The following is an 18,678-nucleotide window of genomic DNA, read 5'->3' as shown; positions in this document are numbered from 1 at the left end:
ACCATGGCGCTGCTCGACGTAAGAGACCTGCGCATCGACATCCCCCTGGGGGACGACACCCTGCACGCCGTGCGCGGCCTGGATCTGCAGGTGGAGCAGGGCGAGATGCTCTGCCTGGTGGGTGAATCCGGCTGCGGCAAGTCGCTCACCTCCCTGGCGCTGATGGATCTGCTGCCGCGCCAGGCCCGGCGCCAGGCGGCGCGGCTGAGTCTGGGCGAACACGACCTGCTAACCCTGGGTGAAAGGGGCATGCGCGACCTGCGTGGCAATCGCCTTGCGATGATTTTCCAGGAGCCCATGACTGCCCTCAATCCGGCCTACAGCATCGGCGACCAGCTCGCCGAGGTGTTGCGGCGCCACCGCAGGCTGGATCGCAAGGCCGCCTTGGCAGGCGCGGAGGCCATGCTGGAAAAGGTCGGCATCAGCAACGCCGGGGAGCGCCTGCGCCAGTATCCGCACCAGCTCAGCGGCGGGTTGCGGCAGCGGGTGATCATCGCCATGGCGCTGCTGTGCGAACCGGACCTCATCATCGCCGACGAGCCCACCACGGCGCTGGACGTCACCATCCAGGCGCAGATCCTGCACCTGCTGCGCGACCTGCAGCGGGAATTCGGCACGGCCATCGTCTTCATCACCCACGACCTGGGGCTGGTGGCGCGCATCGCCGATCGGGTAGCAGTGATGTATGCCGGCCAGATCGTCGAGCAGGCACCGGCCGCCGAGCTGTTCGCCGCGCCGCGGCACCCCTATACCCGTGGGCTGCTGGCGAGCATCCCGGTACCGGGCCGGACCCGTCCCGGGCAGCCGCTGGGCGCCATTCCCGGCCTGGTCCCCAGCCTGGTCGGCGAGCAGCACGGCTGTGCCTTTCGCAATAGATGCCCGCAGGCGGTGGCGGCCTGCGCCGACAGCGTGCCCTTGCTGGAAGAGGGCGCGCACCTGGCGCGTTGTCATTTCGCCCTGCCCAGCGAGCCCCTGCGCCGGGTCGGAGGTGTGCGATGAGCCGCGAGATCGCCCTGGAGCTGTGCGACATCCGCCGCGAATTCACCCTGGGTCGCGGCCTGTTCCGCCCGCCGGCCACCCTCAAGGCGGTGGATGGCATTTCGTTGCGGCTCTATCGCGGCGAGACCCTGGGGCTGGTGGGGGAATCGGGGTGCGGCAAGAGCACCCTGGCCAAGCTGCTGCTGGGGCTGCTGGCGCCCACCAGCGGCGACATCCTGGTAGGCGGCGAGCACCTGCGTGGAGTGGATCGCAAGCGCATGGCCCGGCACATCCAGCCGATCTTCCAGGACCCTTACTCGTCGCTCAATCCGCGCAAGACGGTGCGCGAGATCGTGGCGCTGCCGCTCAAGGTGCATGGCCTGGGCTCGGCTGCTGAACAGCAACGGCGGGTCGCAGAGATGCTCGATGTGGTGGGCTTGCCACGGCGCGCCGCCGACAGCCATCCCGGCCAGCTCAGTGGCGGCCAGCGCCAGCGGGTGGCCATCGCCCGCGCCCTGGTGATGCGCCCGGACGTGCTGATCTGCGACGAACCCACCTCGGCGCTGGACGTTTCGGTGCAGGCGCAGATCCTCAACCTGCTGCTGGAACTCAAGCGTGAATTCGGCCTGACCTATCTGCTCATCAGCCACAACCTGGCGGTGGTGGAGCACCTGGCCGACCGGGTGGCGGTGATGTACCTCGGCAAGATCGTCGAGGAGCGCGAGCGGGCGGCGCTGTTCGCCCAGCCGGCGCATCCCTATACCCGGGCACTGCTGGATGCGGTGCTCACCCCGGATCCGGCGCTGGGGCTCCCGGCGCTGGGCCTGGGTGGCAGCTTTCCCAATCCCATCTCGCCGCCCAGTGGCTGCGCCTTCCATCCCCGCTGCCCGCGCTGCTTCGGCCCCTGCGCCGAGCGCTATCCGGAACGCGAAACCATCCTCGGCGGCAGCAAGCGCTGCCACCTGCCCGAACCCGCCTGACCCCGGAGTCCGCCATGACCAGCCGTACCCATGCCCTAGAGCTTGCCGCCGGGCACTTCGACAGCGGCGCCTTCCGTGCCCGGCTCGCCACCGCCGTGGCCCATCCCACCGAAAGCCAGGAGCCCGAGCGCCAGGCGGAGCTGCAGCGCTACCTGGATGAGTTCATCGCCCCCTATGTGGCCAGTCTTGGCTTCATCAGCCGGCAGCTGGACAATCCGGTCGCCGGCAAGGGGCCCTTGCTGATCGCCGAGCGGATCGAGGATCCGGCGTTGCCGACCCTGCTCAGCTATGGCCACGGTGACGTGGTGCGCGGTGATGCCAGCCGCTGGCGCGAAGGCCTCGCGCCCTGGACCCTGGTGGAGCAGGGCGAGCGCTGGTACGGCCGCGGCACCGCCGACAACAAGGGCCAGCACCTGCTCAACCTGGCGGCGCTGGAACAGGTGATCGCCGCCCGCGGCGGACGCCTGGGCTACAACGTCAAGCTGCTGCTGGAGATGGGCGAGGAGATCGGCTCGGTCGGGCTGCGCGCCTTTTGCCAGGAGCAGCGCCAGGCGCTGGCCGCCGATCTGTTCATCGCGTCCGACGGTCCGCGGGTTTCGGCATCCCGGCCAACGCTGTTCCTGGGTGCCCGGGGCACCTTCAATTTCGACCTGCACCTGGAGCTGCGCGATGGCGGCCATCACTCCGGCAACTGGGGCGGACTGCTGGCCAATCCCGGCATCATTCTCGCCCACGCCCTGGCCAGCCTGGTGGATGCCCGGGGCCAGATCCAGGTCGCGGGGCTCAAGCCCACCGAGCTGCCCGCACCGGTGCGCAGGGCGCTGGCCGACATCGAGGTGGGCGGCGCGCCGGGTGATCCGGCCATCGATCCCCTCTGGGGCGAGCCTGGGTTGACCCCGGCCGAACGCGTCTATGGCTGGAACACCTTCGAACTGCTGGCGTTCACCACCGGCAATCCCGAGGCACCGGTCAATGCCATTCCTGGTAGTGCCCGTGCCCACTGCCAAATCCGCTTCGTCGCCGGCTGCGACTGCACGACCTTCATCCCGCTGATCGAGGCGCACCTGGCCGAGCAGGGTTTCGCCGCGGTGCGGGTCACCCGTGCCAAAGACGAGATCCTCCACGCCTCGCGCCTGGACCCGGAGAATCCCTGGGTGGACTGGGCCCTGACGTCCCTGACCCACACCCTGGGCGCAAAGCCCGCCTTGCTGCCCAATTTCGGCGGCGGCTTGCCCAATGACATCTTTGCCGACATTCTCGAACTGCCCACCCTCTGGGTACCTCATTCCTATCCCGCCTGCTCCCAGCACGCGCCCAATGAGCATCTCCTGGCCCCGGTCGTGCGGCAGGGGCTGCAACTCATGGCCGGGCTGTTCTGGGACCTGGGCGATCGCTGGAGCCGCAGCTGATGTCCCTTGCCAAGACTACTGCCCTGGAGTGGCTCGCCACCCAGCGCGAGCCGATGACCCGTCTCCTGCAACGCCTGGTCGATACCGATTCCAACAGCTACGACAAGGCCGGCGTGGATGCCGTCGGCGCCGTGCTCACCGCCGCCCTGGACGAAGACGGCATTGAGGTCACCCGGACGCCGGTGGACGATTTCGGTGACGTCCTTGCCGCCCAGGTGGGGCCCGCCACGGGCGCCGCGGTGCTGCTGCTGGGCCATCGCGACACCGTCTTTCCGCCGGGTACCGTGGCCAGCCGCGGCTTCACCCAGGATGCCCGCCAGGCCTATGGTCCCGGTGTCGCGGACATGAAGGGTGGCCTGGTGGCGAGCTGCTTCGCCTTGCGCGCGCTGAAGCGCGCCGGCGAGTTGCCGTTTCCGGTGCGGGTGCTCTACACCGGCGATGAAGAGATCGGCTCCGGCACGGCTCGCCCATACCTGGAAGCGGCGGCCCGCGGCGCCCGGGCCGTGCTCAACTGCGAGCCCGGGCGGGTCAGTGGCAACGTGGTCAAGGCGCGCAAGGGCGGCGCCACCCTGGCCATCAGCGTGAGCGGTCGTGCCGCCCATGCCGGCGTCAGCCACGCCGAGGGCGCCAGCGCCATCCAGGCCCTGGCGCTCAAGGTGGTCAAGCTGCACGCCCTGACCGACTACGAGCGTGGCATCACCACCAATGTCGGTCTCATCGAGGGCGGTACCTCGAGCAATACCGTGGCGCCCAGCGCCACCGCGCGCCTGGACGTGCGCTTCGTCGCCCTGGCCGACTGGCCCGAGCTGCAGAAGCGCATAGAGGCCATCGTCGCCGAGGGAGAGCTGCCGGGAACCCGGGCCAGCGTCATCACCACCGGCCTGTTCCTGCCCATGGAAGAGCACCTGAGCCGTGACCTGCTGGCGCTCTACCAGCGCGAGGCGCAGGCACTCGGCTTCAGCGTGGAGGGGGAGTTCACCGGCGGTTGCGCCGACTCCGGCTTTACCGCCAGCCTGGGTGTGCCCACCCTCTGTGGCCTGGGCCCGGTCGGTGGCAAGGTGCATACCGACGCCGAGTTCCTTGTGCTCGATAGCCTGGTCCCGCGGACCCAGGCGCTGGTCGCCACCATCCTGGCCCTGGCCGCTAGCGCCTGATCCTCTTGGCGTTTTCCGAAACAAGGGCGACTCCTAGTCGGGGAGCGCCTCAGTTGGTGGCTTTAGCTTTTCGAAATGGCTGCGCCTGTTGGTGGCGATTCAGGCGACGGCCCTAGGGTCTGGTTGTAATAGCTGCGACTGGCTGCAGAATTTTCCGTGAAAAATGTGGAGGTGATAGCCGCCCAGGATGGCAGCCATCACATGCTCCGTACACTGCCAGATAGCTAGCATGTGCAAAGCCAAGCGCAAGATAGAGAAGGTGAAGGCGCAGGTGCACGCCAAAGCCGAGAATCCGTTTCAGGTCATCAAGCGTCAGTTTGGCGACCCCAAAGTACGCTTCCGTGGCCTAGCCAAGAACGCCACACAGTTGGTCATGCTGTTTTCCCGATTGAATCTGTGGATGTCTCGCCGATATTTGCTGGCTGGTAAAGGAGAATTACGCCTATAAAGCGCAAAAATCCGGGAGAAACCCGGATTTCTGAATGAATTAGCCGGCAACGGTCGACTTTAACGTGCAAGAAACCAGCATAGCCTAATTGGCGCTGGCTTGTTTGGACCCTTCCTAAGACTCCAGCTAGCCCACCCCAGTAGCGCGGGGCTTTCTGATTGGCGGGTTTCTAATGTTTTACTTATTCATTTCATTAAGCAAGGTTCTGGCTGAGGTCGAGAGTGCTACTTTATCTGATTTTTCGCTTGCTTTCAGTAGTTTGGCTACCTGCTTGGATTTAATCGATTTCGTGGCTAGTTGGAATTTTTCAACCAAGGTAACCCAACGAACCTGGGGTTTGTCATACCATGCTAATTTCTGAAGGATGAGTTCGTCTCCAGGTAGGCACTCGTTTAGGTAGTACTCCCACTGGTTGCTTGTAAGTCGTTCCAGTAGAGCGTTTGCCTCTGCTTGGGCTGCATTTGAAACGCCATAGCTATTTCCTAACCGCACAGCTAGCATTGCAGACATGCTAATGGGGAATGCTGGCCAGGGTATAGTTGTTCCCAGTTTTGCAAGTGCTGCTATGGCTGCGGGTTCGTTATAGAAATTATTCATTTCTGTATGAACTGCAATCACATTGGAAGCTGCTGCGGCAAATGTCTGGGAGCGCAATGACTCAGGGACAAAGTCAAAGCCTTGAACGGAAGTTAGAGCTTTCTTTAGTGCGAGTACGGCTGGAGACAGTGCTGCGTTAACAGCTTCTGCATAAGACTGGCCGATTGCCCATTTTTCAGCGTCCCTCAATGTTGCCCAAAGAGAGGGGACGAGTACAACTATGTTTCCGAGGGTGTGTTCAAATTGGGCGCCGGATTTGGTTTTTATTCCGGAAAGTAGAATGCTGAGAGTGGTCTTTTTGAAAAAATAAGGTGCAACCTGAAGTGTTGTTATCTCTGGGTCTGTACTCTTGAATGTTCGGCCTTCGAGTTCGGATCGGAACGCAACAAATTCTGCTGGGGCAATGTTCCCCTCTCGGCCAAGCACCGCATTGACGCAAGTCCGGAGGAAGGACAATGCTTCTTCTCGCGTCATCTCCTCGATCTCAGCGTCGTCCATATTAAGGCTGTCGAAGTGTGCCAATAGCTCTAGATGTTGAGTCAGTCGGGTCGCGTCAGTTGAGTTGATGAGGCCAAGCTCCTTGGCAAGCGTAATGGCTTCGTAGTTTGAGATACTGACCGTAGGTACTGAGTCTTCATCTAGGTCTGCTCGCCCTAGCATCTCACCGACAAAGGCCATGCCTAGCGATGCAAGTGCGCGTTTCAGTTGAGATAGGGCTTTGTTGAGTACAAAGCCCGCCATCATTTCGTATGCTTCTGACTGAAATGCTGTAATTATTTGCTTTTGATCGCGAGTACTAAGTGTTTTAGCAACGCTCGCTATAGCAGGCGCATTGTCTGCAGTCTTTGGGACTACTGCCCCTGTGGGCTCTTTCCAAGCTACAACGGAGTTATTCATTCGGGGCATCCTCGGCTTTTTGGCGGAAGTCTGTCCGACCATCCTGAGATCTGAAAAAAGCGGCTTTTAAGTCGCCGCCTACTAACTGACACATTGCAGTGAAGGCTCGACTCCGCGCTCCGCCTGACGACGGAGGAGCATCTATATCACTGCGTATGAAAGCGCGATATCCTAAGACGCGTCCCATGCTATTGAAAACAGTAATTCCATCGCTGCAGATGAACCCTGAAACCAGCTCTGCGGCGGCTTGCAGGCGGCTCACTGAAACTGCAGTTCTGCCCTCATCTAAGTGAAGTTTGAATCGCTCGTAAAGATCGACTGGTGGCCCAATCTGTACAGCATCTTGCAGCGTGATTGGTAGCTTATCCATATCCGAAGAAACAACGGCGATTAACGTGCCGTGACTATGCTTTATAGCCGACAGGAGCAGTCGCTCTAAAAAGCCTGCGAACATAGGCGCCTGAGATCCGACATTTTCGGATATGGTCTCGGCAAGCCTCATTACCTGCGCTTGGCTGTCTAATTCGGCGACATCAATATCATCGTTGAAGCGAAATTCAATGCCATGCCCAGAATTTGTCCTCACCTCAACTTTATTAGTGGCGCTCTGGGCAATTCTGACGATGGGGAATCCAGCGGAGAAGCCGTCTAAGACCACCTCGTCTACAGTCAAGGAAGATGGATCGCTACTCCCGCAGAAAACGCCATAGCGACATTTTTCCCCATTTGGCGATCTCTCAACGTAAATCCGCCAGTTGTCCCGGCAGAGTGGAGCGGCAGCCTTCAGGAGCTTGGGTCCTGCTGAGTCAAGAGGCTCATCGCCAGATAACGGCACATATTCACCCACACCTGCTCGCTGAAGGAGTTCGGAAATCGAATTGCAAATGAACACAGTGGGGGTCATGGGGACCCCTTCTTCTGTGTAGGCGGCTAGCCGGGAGACGATTCCAGCAATCAACCTTGATGTACGTGCGCAATCCAACTCTATTTCTCGAATGAGGTCCATCGTGTTAGTAACCAGATGAGACCGGAACGAGATGCTTTTTCCTGATGGCATTCAGAGCTGCCCTCCAAGGCGTGAAGGCTGGAATGTAGCATATAAGCCCCATACCCCATATGCTGGGACTATTCTCGCGTAGGGTCTAGCGCTCACCTGGTGAGGGCAAGCCTTCATGTAGGATTTTCCTAGGAGGCTGTGTGGCGTGGATAACGTTTACTTGCCCGCCAGGCTCTAAAATCGGCCGCAGTGGGTCGATTGCTGTCATCGGCTGATTCCGGCGTAGGTATTCCCAAAATTTCCCAACCATTTCGGAAACCGACACCTCTCCTGAACGGTCGCCTCCCGCCAAATCAAATGGGTAACAACCCATCGGTCTTGATCTCGTTCAGCACGAAAAAGGTGCGCACCTGGCGTACCCCGGGCAGGGCGATCAGCCGCTCGCTGTGCAGGCGGTTGAAGGCGGCGATGTCCTTGACCCTGAGCTTGATGAAGTAGTCCACGTCCCCGGCCACAAGGTAGCACTCGATCACTGGTGGCAGGGCGCGTGCGGCCGCTTCGAAGGCCTGGAAGGATTCCGGCGTCGACCTGTCCAGCACCACGCCCACCAGCACCGCCGTCTCCCGCTGCACGGCTTTGGGGTCGACCTGGGCCCTGACGCCGGTGATGACGCCGCTGTCGAACAGCTTGCGGGTGTGGTTCCAGCAGGCACTCGGACTGAGGGACACCTGGCGCGCCAACTCGGCATTGCGCAGGCGCCCGTCCTGTTGCAGCGCCCTCAGGATCTTGCGTTCGACGGGGGTGAGTTCCGCAGTATCGCTCATCGAAAGATTCTCCTTCAGCAGCGGGTATTTCCCGAATGTCCGGGTGTTACGTCCAGCATTACGGAAAGGAAGGCAGTTTTCGTACCGCATATTAGAAAGCACCTTCTCCAGGGCTTTGCCTAGCATGGATGGCGTCCTTTCAACCTCTGGAGTCGCCACCATGTCCCTGGATCTCGAAAAGCGCTTTCCCCGCGTCAAGCTCGGTTATTTCCCGTCCCCGCTGCACAAGCTGGAGCGCCTGTCGAAGGACCTCGGTATCGAACTCTGGGCCAAGCGTGACGACGTCTCGTCCGGTCTCGCCTACGGCGGCAATAAGGTGCGCAAGCTGGAATGGCTGGCGGCCGATGCCCTGGCCCAGGGCTGCGATACCCTGGTGTCCATCGGCAACATCCAGTCCAACCACACGCGCCAGGTCGCGGCCGTCGCCGCGGTGCTGGGCATGAAGTGCCGACTGGTCCAGGAGGAATGGACCAAGTGGGAAGACCCGGTCTACGACAAGGTCGGCAACATCCTGCTGTCGCGCCTGATGGGCGCCCAGACGCTGCTGGAAGGCGAGGGCTACTCCACCGCGGTGAAAGCCACCTGGGAGCGCGCCCTGGACGAAGTACGTCGTGAGGGCGGCAAGCCCTACGCCATTCCCGCCGGCGCCTCGGACCATCCCCTGGGTGGCCTCGGCTATGCCCATTTCGCCGATGAATTGGCCGCCCAGGAGCGCGACCAGGGCCTCTTCTTCGATACCGTGGTCACGGCCACCTGTACCGGTTCGACCCAGGGCGGCATGGTGGTGGGCTTTCGCGCCCAGGAGCGCGAGCGTCGCCTGATCGGTATCGACACGGCGGCGGACGCCGCGATGACCCGTGCCGCGGTGACCAAGATCGCGCGCAACACCGCCGAGATGATTGGCCTGGACAAGGAGATCCGCGACGAGGACGTCATCATCGAGCCGCGATTCTGCGGCCCCGACTACGGCTTGCCGGATGGCCCCACCGTCGAGGCCATCCGCTATACCGCGCAGATGGAGGGGATGCTCACCGACCCGGTCTACGAGGGCAAGTCCATGGCCGGGCTGATCGCCATGGCGCGCAGTGGCGAGATCGCCAAGGGCAGCCGGGTGCTCTATGTTCACCTCGGGGGCGCACCGGCGCTCAACGCCTACCACAACGCCTTCGCCTGAGCCCAGGCCACGACCGGTCACGAGGAGGTCCAGCATGACGATCCAACCCTGGACAGCGGTAGACGACCTCCGACCGGCCGTGGCGCTGGTCATCCTGCATGGCGGTCTCGACCCCGTGGTGACGGCTGAATTGCGCAGCGGCTTGCCCGGTTGCAGCGACCTGCCGGTGCTGCAACTGGAGGACGCCGGCGGGTTGCACGAGGAGTGGCTGGCGCAGGGTCCACACAGCCGGATCGTGGGGTTGTTGTCCCGGCTGGGCGGTGACTGCCTGCTGCTGGCGGTCGAGCCGGAGGGCTCTAATCAGTTGGAATGGCTGGGATCGGTCGCCGGTCAGCGCCTGCAGCAGTTCACCAGCGGCACGGCCACGGGCGAGCTGATCGCTCGCCTGCAACAGCTCAGACGCGAGCGGCTGCTGGCGGTGTTGCCACTTTGAGCGTAGCCGTCAGGCCAGCCGCTCGACCTGTTCGGCGATCAGCGCCCTGATCGCCCGCAGGCAGCGCAACTCGCCGGCGAAGACCGCCCGCAACTCCGGCCGCGCGCCGGCCAGAATCTTATTCTCCCGCTCGGTCTGTTCCAGCAGCTGCTGAGCCTGGGAGGGCAGGCGTTGCCGTAGGCGTTGCAACTGGGCAGCAGCCGGCGAGCGCTTGATACCCAGCGCTTCGGCTGCATCCAGCAGCCGCTCGCGGTCGATGGCCGCCAGCCGGTTTTCACCGAGGATCGGCCAGGCGAGGGTGGTTACGTCCGGCCAGCGCTGCTGGTCGAAGGCGCGGCTCTCGTATACCGCCGTGCAGAGCAGGTCATAGCAGGGCGCCAGGGCCAGCCCCCGCGGTGAGACCAGAAAGCCCAGATTCTTCAGATGAGCATCGGTGTTGCCCACCAGCACGTTGAAGGCTAGCCAGGTGAACAGCCGCGTCCGGGTCACGGCGGGCGCCTCGCACAGCCGGGCCAGCTCGGCCAGGCGCTCCACGCTACCCGCCTGGTACTTGAAATGACGATCCAGACCCAGCACCTGGCAGGCGTCGATGCCGTGGCGCCGTTGCCAGCCGCCCGGGGTACGGACGCGGTCGAAGCGCTCGATCAGATAGACCGGCTCGGGCACGTAGCGGCGCTCGACGGCGGGAACCATCAGCCCGGCCAGACCCGCCAGGCGCATGGTGAACCACTCGTTGATCACCGAATGGGCGAAGGCCTCGTGGGGATGGTCCGGCTTGAGGATATGGGTAGAGGGCAGGGCGCCCACGGGTTCCTGCAGCCCCTGGTCATCGAGGATCACCGCCAGCTTGTGCTGGGCGCCGGCCAGCGACATGCGCTTGTGCGCCTCGTGGGTCAGCGGCAGCTGCGGCATGGCCTGGATCCGCCGGGAGAGATCGGCATCGCTCAGGGGGCGGCGATCTCCCGGCGGCAGGCGCTGACCTTCGGCGAGCAGGGTAAGGGAGCCGGCGGATTCGGCGCCGTACCAGCTCAGCAGGGCGAAGGCATCGGCGGCATCCAGGCGCGCATCCTGGGCGAGCAGTTGCCGCTGGCCTTCCTCGGGCAGCAGGTTGTCGAAGTACCACTGCACCGGTCGCTGCGAACTGCCATCGATCAGCGGCGCTCGCTGCAAGGGCAATTGCGGACAGAGCCCGAAGGCCTGCCAACCCGGCTCGTACTGGAACGACCAGATACCGTTCTCGTCAGCCAGCCGACCCACCAGCTGGTCGTCGATCCAGGCCAGGAGTTCACGCCTCATGGTGTCCGGGTATCCGGCTGGGCTTCCACCTCGGGGGGCAGATCCACGATCATGCGCACGCCCAGGCCTTCCAACACCTGGAACAGCTTGCCCCATTGGACGGTTTCGCCACCGCGCTCGACCTTGCCGAGAAAGTTTTCACTGACGCCGAGACTGCCGGCGGCATCGTCCTGGCGCAAGGCCTGGGCCTTGCGGGCCTGGCGGACGAGGGCGCCAAGGTCGGCGGCATTCTTGAGTAGCACCTGCATGATTTATCCTCACGAGCGTGAGGATCAGGCTAACGCTAAAGGGATGGCCCGTGCAATCCTCAAGGTCGTGAGGATTTTAGCTATCCAAGCTATTATTCAGATCGAATCCTTTCGATCGTGAGGATTTATATCTACAGTCACCGTCGTGCGCCCAGCTGCTGGGGCGCCAGAAAGGCGCTGTGGAAGTAGCTGCGAAAGGCCTGCATGGCCGGCGTCAGTGGATGCTCCCTGTGCCAGGCCAGCCCCACGCTCATGGGGGTGATGGGCTCCACCAGGGTGCGCGTTTCCAGGCGCTTGCCCTCCAAGGACCAGGGGCGATAGACCAGGTCGGAGAGGATGGCCACGCCGCTGCCGTTGGCCATCATGCTGCGTACGGCCTCCACCGAGCTGGTGCGCAAGCGCACCTGGGGTTCAAGGCCTGACTGGCGCCAATAGCGCATGGCGCTCTGTTCGGCTTCGTCGACGGTGAGCAGTACATAGGGCTCGCGGGCGACGTCGGCCAGGCTGACGTTGGGCCTATCACGCAGGGGATGGCCACTGGGCAGCCAGAGTCGGCGTTCGGAATTGAAGAGCGTCTCGGAGACGATGTCCTCGTGGGTCAGGTTGGCGGTCAGCACCACCGCCATGTCGATACGCTTGTCCAGCAGCGCTTCCTCGATGGCCTGGCGTTCCTGCTCGTGCACCGCCACCGTCACCTCGGGATAGAGCTGTGCCAGGCGTTGCAGGTGGTGGGGGAGGAAGTAGCCGATCACCGTGTAGCTGGCGGCAATGCGCAGCTCGCCGCTGGCGCGGTGGTCGGGCAGGGCGCTGCTCAGGGCGTCGTCGACCCCGCGCAGGATGCCGTAGGCATGGTTGAGGAAATGCCGACCGGCGTCGGTCAAGGCCATCCCCTGGGCCGAACGGACGAACAGGCTGGCACCCAGCAGGCCCTCCAGCTCCTGGATGGCGCTGGTCACCGCCGACTGGGAGATGTTCAGGTGGATGGCGGCCTGGGAGATCTGACCCAGTTCGGCGGTCGCGGCAAAGTAGCGCAGTTGACGCAGGGTTAGGGCCATAGGATCGTCCTGAGGTATCGATTTTTCCGAACGCTGAACCTTTGATAATAAATCTTCCCAAGGGGGCAGGGCAGTCCTAAGGTCGAGGACAACGCACCGCTGCCAGGGAATACCGCAATGATCAAGGTGGACTTCAATTCCGACATGGGCGAGGGCCTGGGCGCCTGGACCCTGGGCGACGGCGTGGATGACCAGCTGCTCGACCTGGTCAGCTCGGCCAATATCGCCACTGGCTTCCATGCCGGCGATCCCAGCCTCATGCAGCGCACCGTGCTGCAGGCCAAGGCGCGCAACGTGGCCATCGGCGCCCATCCGGGCTATCGCGATCTGGTGGGCTTCGGTCGCCGCCCGCTGCAGATGACCGCCGAAGAACTGGTGGCCGATATCGTCTACCAGCTCGGTGCCTTGCGTGAATTCGCCCGCTTGCATGGCTTGTGCCTGCAACACCTCAAGCCCCATGGCGCGCTGTTCATGCACCTGTCACGGGACGAGGCGGCGGCCCGCCTGCTGGTGGAGACCCTGCAGCGGCTCGAACCCGAGCTGCTGCTCTATTGCCTGCCCAACTCCGCCACCTGGCGTATCGGTCGCGAGCTGGGACAGCCCCTGGTACGCGAGTTCTATGCCGACCGGGACTACGACGCCAGCGGCTCCATCGTACTGGTCCGGCGCGTGGGCGCCCTGGATCCCCAGGCGGTGGCCGAGCGAGTGCTGAGAGCCTGCCAACAGGGGCGGGTCGCCACGGTGGAGGGGGGCGAGGTCGAGGTGACCTTCGAATCCATCTGCCTGCACAGCGATACCCCCGGTGCGCTGGGCCTGGCGCAGGCCATTCGCCAGCGCCTGGACGCCGCCGGTATCGCCGTGCGCGCACCCCGCGCCGACTAGTTCCGCGTTCGATACTGGCGCCCGAGACGCCGGATCCTTCATCTATTAGCTACGCCTGCCTTTCCGACAACATCGCCTAGAAGAGGAATCGTCATGGCCGAACATTCGGTGCTCTCGCCCCTGCCCGGGACGTTCTATCGCAAACCCACGCCTGATGCTGCGCCCTATGTGGATGTCGGGGAAACCGTCACCGCCGGTACCGTGATCGGCCTGGTCGAGGTGATGAAGCAATTCTCGGAGGTCCACGCCGAGGTCGCCGGGACCCTGACGGCCTTCGTGGTCGAAGACGGCGATCCAGTCGAGCCGGGTCAGTTGTTGGCCACCCTGAGCGGAGCCGACTCGTGAGCACGACAGGGGGCGGCATCCGCCGTCTGCTGGTCGCCAATCGTGGCGAGATCGCTGTCCGTATTCTGCGCGCCGCCAAGGCCTTGAACATCGAGACGGTGCTGGCCTGCAGCGAGGCGGACCAGGATTCCCTGGCGGCGCGGCAGGCCGATGCCGTGGTGGTGATCGGCCCGGCGCGGGCGGATCGCAGCTACCTCAACATCGACGCGCTGCTCAAGGCGCTGCACGACAGCGGCGCCGATGCGGTCCATCCCGGCTATGGCTTCCTGGCCGAGAGCGCGGCCTTTGCCGATGCGGTGAAGGAGGCCGGTGCCATCTTTGTTGGCCCCTCGGGTGACATCATTCGCCGCATGGGCGACAAGGCCGAGGCGCGGCGTACCGCCCTGGCGGCTGGCGTGCCGGTGGTGCTTGGCTCCGCCGGCGAACCGGCCGATATAGAAGCGGCCATAGCGGCAGCCGAGACGGTGGGCTATCCGCTGCTGATCAAGGCGTCGGCGGGAGGAGGAGGCCGGGGCATCCGCCTGGCCCGCGATGCCGCCGAACTGGCGCGGGAATTTCCCCTCGCTCAACGTGAAGCCCAGGCCGCCTTTGGTAACGGTGCCCTCTATCTGGAGCGCTTCATCGAGCACGCTCGCCATATAGAGGTACAGATCCTGGGCGATGGTCAGCGCGCGGTGCATCTGTTCGAACGCGAATGCTCGTTACAGCGTCGCCGTCAGAAACTTCTGGAAGAAGCACCATCACCGGTGCTGAGCGCTGCCCAGCGCGAGACCCTCTGCGCCAGCGCGGTCCGGCTGGCCGAAAGTCTCGGCTATCGCGGCGCGGGCACCCTGGAATACCTGTTCGACGAAGCCCGGGGCGAGTTCTTCTTCATCGAGATGAATACCCGCATTCAGGTCGAGCATCCGGTCAGCGAGATGGTCACCGGCATCGACCTGGTCCAGGCCATGCTGTGCATCGCCGGTGGCGAACCCCTGCGGCTGCGCCAGGAAGACATCCATCTGCTGGGCGCGGCCATCGAGCTGAGGCTCAACGCCGAGGACCCGGCGCGCAATTTCTTCCCCAGTCCCGGAACGGTCGAGCAGCTCGCCTGGCCGCGTGGCGCGGGCATCCGCGTCGACAGCCATCTCTATGCCGGCTATCGGGTGCCGCCTTACTACGACTCGCTGCTGGCCAAGCTCATCGCCCATGGCGCCGACCGCACCGAGGCGCTGGCCCGTGCGCGTCAGGCGCTAGACGAGTTGCGCGTTACCGGCATGGCCACCACCGCATCCCTGCATCGACGGCTGCTGGACGAACCCTGGGTGATCGAAGCCCGCTTCGACACCGGTACCCTGGAACACTGGCTGGCCGAGGAGATTTCCGCATGACGACCACGATCCGCTATAGCTTCGGCGGCGACGAGCACCTGTTCGTCGAACTGTCCGAGAGCATGTCCCTGGAGGCCTTTTTCCGCGGCCTGGCCATGACCCGCGCGGTGCAGGCGCTGCAATTGCCCGGCATCCACGACATCTGCCTGGCCAATGCCTCCTTCCAGATCCGCTTCGATCCCGACGTGCTGCTGCCCGACCGGCTCCTGGCAGCCGTCCAGGGCGTGGAAGACCAGGCAGTGGCCGAGCGGCAACTGGCCACGCGGCTGATCGAAATCCCGGTGCTCTACAATGATCCCTGGACCCACGAGACGCTGATGCGCTTTCGCGATCGCCACCAGGATCCCACCGCCACTGACCTGGAATACGCCGCGCGCATCAACGGCCTGGCCGATGTCGAAGCCTTTATCGCGGCCCACAGCGGCGCGCCCTGGTTCGTCTCCATGGTGGGCTTCGTGGCCGGACTGCCGTTCATGTTCCAGATGGTGGAGCCGGAGCGGCAGCTGCAGGTGCCGAAGTACCTGCGGCCCCGCACCGACACGCCCAAACAGACCCTGGGTCACGGCGGCTGCTTCGGCTGCATCTATTCGGTCCGCGGCGCCGGTGGCTACCAGATGTTCGGGGTGACGCCAGCGCCCATCTACGATCCGGCGCAGCGCCTCGACTATCTGCAGGAGCACATGGTGTTCTTCCGGCCCGGTGACATCGTCCGCTTCCGCGCCATCGACCGGGTCGAATACGACCGCATGCTGGCCGAGGTAGAGGAGGGTAGCTTCACCCTGAACATACGCCCCGTGGACTTTTCCCTGGACGCCTTTCTCGACGATCCCCGTGGCTATCCGCGCGCCCTGATGGAGGAGCCGGCATGATCAAGGTACTCAACCCCGGCCTGGCTACCGCGATCCAGGACCTCGGTCGCGAAGGCTACTATCACCTGGGCATTCCGCCGTCCGGCGCCATGGACAGCTATGCCTTGCGCGCGGCCAATCTGCTGGTGGGCAATGCACCCGGCGCCGCCGCGCTGGAATGCACCTTGCTCGGGCCAGAGCTGCAGTTCGCCGAAGACGCCCTGGTCGCCCTGAGCGGCGCGCGTATGACGCCACGCCTGGACGGCGCCGAAATGCCGCTGGACGAGGCCTTCATGGTGCGGGCCGGCCAGGTGCTCAAGTTCGATTACCTCAAGGCCGGTGCCCGCGGCTATCTGGCGGTGGCCGGAGGCTTCGATGTGCCCGAGGTGCTGGGCAGTCGTTCGACCTATACGCTGGGTGGCCTCGGTGGCTTCCAGGGTCGACGTCTTGCCGCGGGAGACGAATTGCCGATCGGAACGCCAGCGGCAGCTGCCAAGCCTGGAACTCGATTACCGAGCGATCTGGTACCGGCCTGCGGCGGCGAAGTGACCTTGCGTGTCGTACCCGGGCTTTATCATCACCGCCTGACCGCGGAAGCCGCCGAGGCCTTTTTCGCAGATACCTGGACGGTGGGCTCCGAAGCCGATCGCATCGGCTATAGATTCAAGGGCGGTCGACCGCTGGCATTCACGCCACGCGAACAACCCTTTGGTGCCGGCTCGGATCCATCCAATATTGTCGACAGCTGTTATCCCATCGGCTCGATCCAGGTACCGGCGGGCCTCGAACCCATCGTCCTGCACCGAGACGCGGTGTCGGGCGGTGGCTACGCCATGATCGGCACGGTCATCAGCAGCGACCTAGATCTGATCGGCCAACTGCAGCCTAACCAGAAGGCGCGGTTCGTCGCCGTAACGCTGGAAGATGCATTAGCGGCACGCCGGATCTACCAGGAACGCTTGCAGCGCCTGCAGCAGGCCTTGGCTGGATGACTGGCGACAATCAGCCAGAACGTTCAACGGTGAGCTGAAAGATCCTGAAGGCGCGGTCGGTAACAGGCGCGTCTTCAGGATCGTCGCTGAACGACCTTTAGCAGAAACGCTGAGCAGCGATGCGTGCGGGTGACACTGGATGCCGGCGAGAAATTGTTCTGCAGCCGTGTACAGGTCCAGCGGTGCAAGCCAAAGACGGTTTTGTTCGCACAGCGAAGATTCGTCACAAGCAGCAATTGCTGCAGTTAAAAATAAGCTGGTCGACGATGCCAGGGTAGGGAAGTCGAAGCCGAGCCTGGTCTGGCAGTAATAAGGGAGAAAGGCAGTGGGCTAATTGGATGGCAAAGGGCAATGACCAGCACCTGTCCATATCCAATTTAACATAATATACATTATGCGAAGTTATGGTTATGGAGTGCTGCATCGAGTGGCTGCCTTTTCACGTTGGCTGCTTTCTTCCATTTCCTGCGATCTGGTCATTTTGCCTGGCATTACGGCTTCGGGCATTTAGATCGCCGCTTGCCACACCCGTACCGCAAATTCCGCAGCGCCCGTTTGTACAAGACGCCGTCGACAGCTTTAATCGGATGGCGTCCTTTCCCGGAGCTCTTTCCGATTGTCGCGCCTCTGCCTGTATCACCACGCGCGAATGTCCTGGGTTTCCAACAAGTATTCCATCCCGAGGAGTTTTCAATGGCTTATCAAGCCGCTTCCGATCGCTATGACCGTATTCCTTACCGCCGCGTGGGTCGCAGCGGTCTCGTGCTGCCGGCGCTGTCGCTGGGCCTGTGGCACAACTTCGGCGACACCACGCCGCTGGATCGTCAACGCGCCTTGCTGCGCACTGCCTTCGATCTGGGCATCAATCACTTCGACCTGGCCAACAACTACGGGCCGCCCTATGGCAGCGCCGAGATCAATTTCGGTCGGCTGCTGCGCGAAGACTTCGCGGCCTACCGCGACGAACTCATCATCTCCAGCAAGGCCGGTTGGGACATGTGGCCCGGACCCTATGGCCAAGGTGGCGGCTCGCGCAAATACGTCCTGGCCAGCCTGGATCAGAGCCTCAAGCGTCTTGGTCTGGATTACGTCGACATCTTCTATTCGCACCGTTTCGACGAGCACACGCCGCTGGAAGAAACCGCCAGTGCCCTGGCCACGGCGGTCCAGCAAGGCAAGGCGCTCTATATCGGCATCAGCTCCTATTCGGGCACCAAGACCCGGGAAATGGCCAAGTTGCTGGCCGACTGGAAGATCCCGCTGCTGATCCACCAGCCGGCCTACAACCTGCTCAATCGTTGGATCGAAAAGGATCTGCTGGATGCGACCGAGGACATCGGCAGTGGCGTGATCGCCTTTACGCCGCTGGCCCAGGGGTTGCTGACCGACAAGTACCTCAATGGCGTTCCGGCCGAGGCCCGGGTCAATCAGCCCGGTGGCCAGTCGCTGCAGCAAGGCCATCTGTCCGACGAGAACCTGGCCCGAGTACGCGCTCTGGATGCCATCGCCAAGCGCCGCGGCCAGAGCCTAGCGCAGCTGGCCCTGGCCTGGACCCTGCGCGATCCGCGCATCACCAGCGCCCTGATCGGCGCCAGTCGACCCGAGCAGATCGTGGAAAACGTGGCAGCCCTGGACAACCTGACCTTTACCGCCGAGGAACTGGCCGAGATCGATACCCATGCGGTCGAAGGCGACATCAATCTCTGGGCCAAGCCGTCCAGCGCGGAATAAAGCCCCGTTTGGCGTAGCTG

General features: G+C 63.5%; 18 protein-coding genes and 1 pseudogene. 13 read left to right on the top strand and 6 right to left on the bottom strand.

The features are described from left to right. The first annotated feature begins 3 nt into the window (after positions 1-3). From NRG74_RS06670 to NRG74_RS06650, 5 genes and pseudogenes are all read left to right on the top strand, one after another. Positions 4-999, top strand: coding sequence for an ABC transporter ATP-binding protein (locus NRG74_RS06670; protein WP_257706085.1), 996 nt, complete (start codon positions 4-6; stop codon positions 997-999). Continuing rightward, positions 996-1,958, top strand: a complete 963-nt coding sequence (locus NRG74_RS06665; RefSeq protein WP_257706084.1) for an ABC transporter ATP-binding protein — start codon at positions 996-998, stop codon at positions 1,956-1,958. Before NRG74_RS06670 ends, NRG74_RS06665 begins: the two co-directional genes overlap by 4 nt. A 14-nt stretch (positions 1,959-1,972) precedes the next feature. Next, entirely contained in the window at positions 1,973-3,367 is a 1,395-nt protein-coding gene (locus tag NRG74_RS06660) for a M20 family metallopeptidase (protein ID WP_257706083.1), read from the top strand. Continuing rightward, positions 3,367-4,521 carry a M20 family metallopeptidase gene (locus NRG74_RS06655; protein ID WP_257706082.1) on the top strand — a complete coding sequence of 385 codons (1,155 nt, stop codon included), beginning with the start codon at positions 3,367-3,369 and terminating at the stop codon, positions 4,519-4,521. Before NRG74_RS06660 ends, NRG74_RS06655 begins: the two co-directional genes overlap by 1 nt. A 235-nt stretch (positions 4,522-4,756) precedes the next feature. After that, a pseudogene (locus NRG74_RS06650) lies at positions 4,757-4,969 on the top strand (IS5/IS1182 family transposase); the annotation flags it as partial. A 177-nt stretch (positions 4,970-5,146) separates the two neighbouring features. On the opposite strand, the gene NRG74_RS06645 reads toward NRG74_RS06650, so the two are convergent. The 3 genes from NRG74_RS06645 to NRG74_RS06635 all read right to left on the bottom strand — a co-directional run bounded on the left by NRG74_RS06645 (position 5,147) and on the right by NRG74_RS06635 (position 8,284). Continuing rightward, positions 5,147-6,463 carry a hypothetical protein gene (locus NRG74_RS06645; RefSeq protein WP_257706081.1) on the bottom strand — a complete coding sequence of 439 codons (1,317 nt, stop codon included), beginning with the start codon at positions 6,461-6,463 and terminating at the stop codon, positions 5,147-5,149. Beyond that, entirely contained in the window at positions 6,456-7,367 is a 912-nt protein-coding gene (locus tag NRG74_RS06640; protein ID WP_257706080.1) for a hypothetical protein, read from the bottom strand. The genes NRG74_RS06645 and NRG74_RS06640 overlap by 8 nt, the downstream gene beginning before the upstream one ends. A 446-nt stretch (positions 7,368-7,813) precedes the next feature. Further along, positions 7,814-8,284 carry an Lrp/AsnC family transcriptional regulator gene (locus NRG74_RS06635; protein WP_257706079.1) on the bottom strand — a complete coding sequence of 157 codons (471 nt, stop codon included), beginning with the start codon at positions 8,282-8,284 and terminating at the stop codon, positions 7,814-7,816. Positions 8,285-8,444: 160 nt separating this feature from the next. Here NRG74_RS06635 and NRG74_RS06630 point away from each other — a divergent pair, with 160 nt between their 5' ends. Further along, positions 8,445-9,458, top strand: a complete 1,014-nt coding sequence (locus NRG74_RS06630) for a 1-aminocyclopropane-1-carboxylate deaminase (protein ID WP_257706078.1) — start codon at positions 8,445-8,447, stop codon at positions 9,456-9,458. Between the two features lie 34 nt (positions 9,459-9,492). Next, positions 9,493-9,891: a hypothetical protein gene (locus NRG74_RS06625; RefSeq protein ID WP_257706077.1), complete on the top strand. Its 399-nt coding sequence runs from the start codon at positions 9,493-9,495 to the stop codon at positions 9,889-9,891. Between the two features lie 9 nt (positions 9,892-9,900). Here NRG74_RS06625 and NRG74_RS06620 read toward each other — a convergent pair whose 3' ends face one another. The 3 genes from NRG74_RS06620 to NRG74_RS06610 all read right to left on the bottom strand — a co-directional run bounded on the left by NRG74_RS06620 (position 9,901) and on the right by NRG74_RS06610 (position 12,490). Further along, positions 9,901-11,187, bottom strand: a complete 1,287-nt coding sequence (locus NRG74_RS06620; protein WP_257706076.1) for a HipA domain-containing protein — start codon at positions 11,185-11,187, stop codon at positions 9,901-9,903. Next, a complete protein-coding gene (locus tag NRG74_RS06615) occupies positions 11,184-11,435 on the bottom strand; it encodes a helix-turn-helix domain-containing protein (protein ID WP_257706075.1) in 252 nt (83 codons plus the stop codon). The genes NRG74_RS06620 and NRG74_RS06615 overlap by 4 nt, the downstream gene beginning before the upstream one ends. Positions 11,436-11,572: 137 nt before the next feature. Further along, a complete protein-coding gene (locus tag NRG74_RS06610) occupies positions 11,573-12,490 on the bottom strand; it encodes a LysR family transcriptional regulator (protein ID WP_257706074.1) in 918 nt (305 codons plus the stop codon). Positions 12,491-12,607: 117 nt separating this feature from the next. Between NRG74_RS06610 and NRG74_RS06605 the strand changes: the two genes are divergently transcribed. The 6 genes from NRG74_RS06605 to mgrA all read left to right on the top strand — a co-directional run bounded on the left by NRG74_RS06605 (position 12,608) and on the right by mgrA (position 18,658). After that, positions 12,608-13,372 carry a 5-oxoprolinase subunit PxpA gene (locus tag NRG74_RS06605; RefSeq protein ID WP_257706073.1) on the top strand — a complete coding sequence of 255 codons (765 nt, stop codon included), beginning with the start codon at positions 12,608-12,610 and terminating at the stop codon, positions 13,370-13,372. Positions 13,373-13,465: 93 nt separating this feature from the next. Beyond that, positions 13,466-13,717: an acetyl-CoA carboxylase gene (locus NRG74_RS06600; protein WP_017640209.1), complete on the top strand. Its 252-nt coding sequence runs from the start codon at positions 13,466-13,468 to the stop codon at positions 13,715-13,717. Beyond that, positions 13,714-15,087, top strand: a complete 1,374-nt coding sequence (locus NRG74_RS06595) for an acetyl-CoA carboxylase biotin carboxylase subunit (protein ID WP_257706072.1) — start codon at positions 13,714-13,716, stop codon at positions 15,085-15,087. Before NRG74_RS06600 ends, NRG74_RS06595 begins: the two co-directional genes overlap by 4 nt. After that, a complete protein-coding gene (locus NRG74_RS06590; protein ID WP_257706071.1) occupies positions 15,084-15,956 on the top strand; it encodes a 5-oxoprolinase subunit B family protein in 873 nt (290 codons plus the stop codon). The genes NRG74_RS06595 and NRG74_RS06590 overlap by 4 nt, the downstream gene beginning before the upstream one ends. Beyond that, positions 15,953-16,927 carry a biotin-dependent carboxyltransferase family protein gene (locus NRG74_RS06585; protein WP_257706070.1) on the top strand — a complete coding sequence of 325 codons (975 nt, stop codon included), beginning with the start codon at positions 15,953-15,955 and terminating at the stop codon, positions 16,925-16,927. The genes NRG74_RS06590 and NRG74_RS06585 overlap by 4 nt, the downstream gene beginning before the upstream one ends. Positions 16,928-17,620: 693 nt before the next feature. Beyond that, positions 17,621-18,658, top strand: a complete 1,038-nt coding sequence (gene mgrA, locus NRG74_RS06580) for an L-glyceraldehyde 3-phosphate reductase (RefSeq protein WP_017640213.1) — start codon at positions 17,621-17,623, stop codon at positions 18,656-18,658. Positions 18,659-18,678 lie beyond the last annotated feature (20 nt).

The organism is Pseudomonas oryzihabitans (assembly GCF_024652905.1).
GTDB lineage: Bacteria > Pseudomonadota > Gammaproteobacteria > Pseudomonadales > Pseudomonadaceae > Chryseomonas > Chryseomonas benzopyrenica.
Note: the sequence above shows the minus strand (reverse complement) of the source record. Positions and strands in the feature narration are given on the sequence as shown.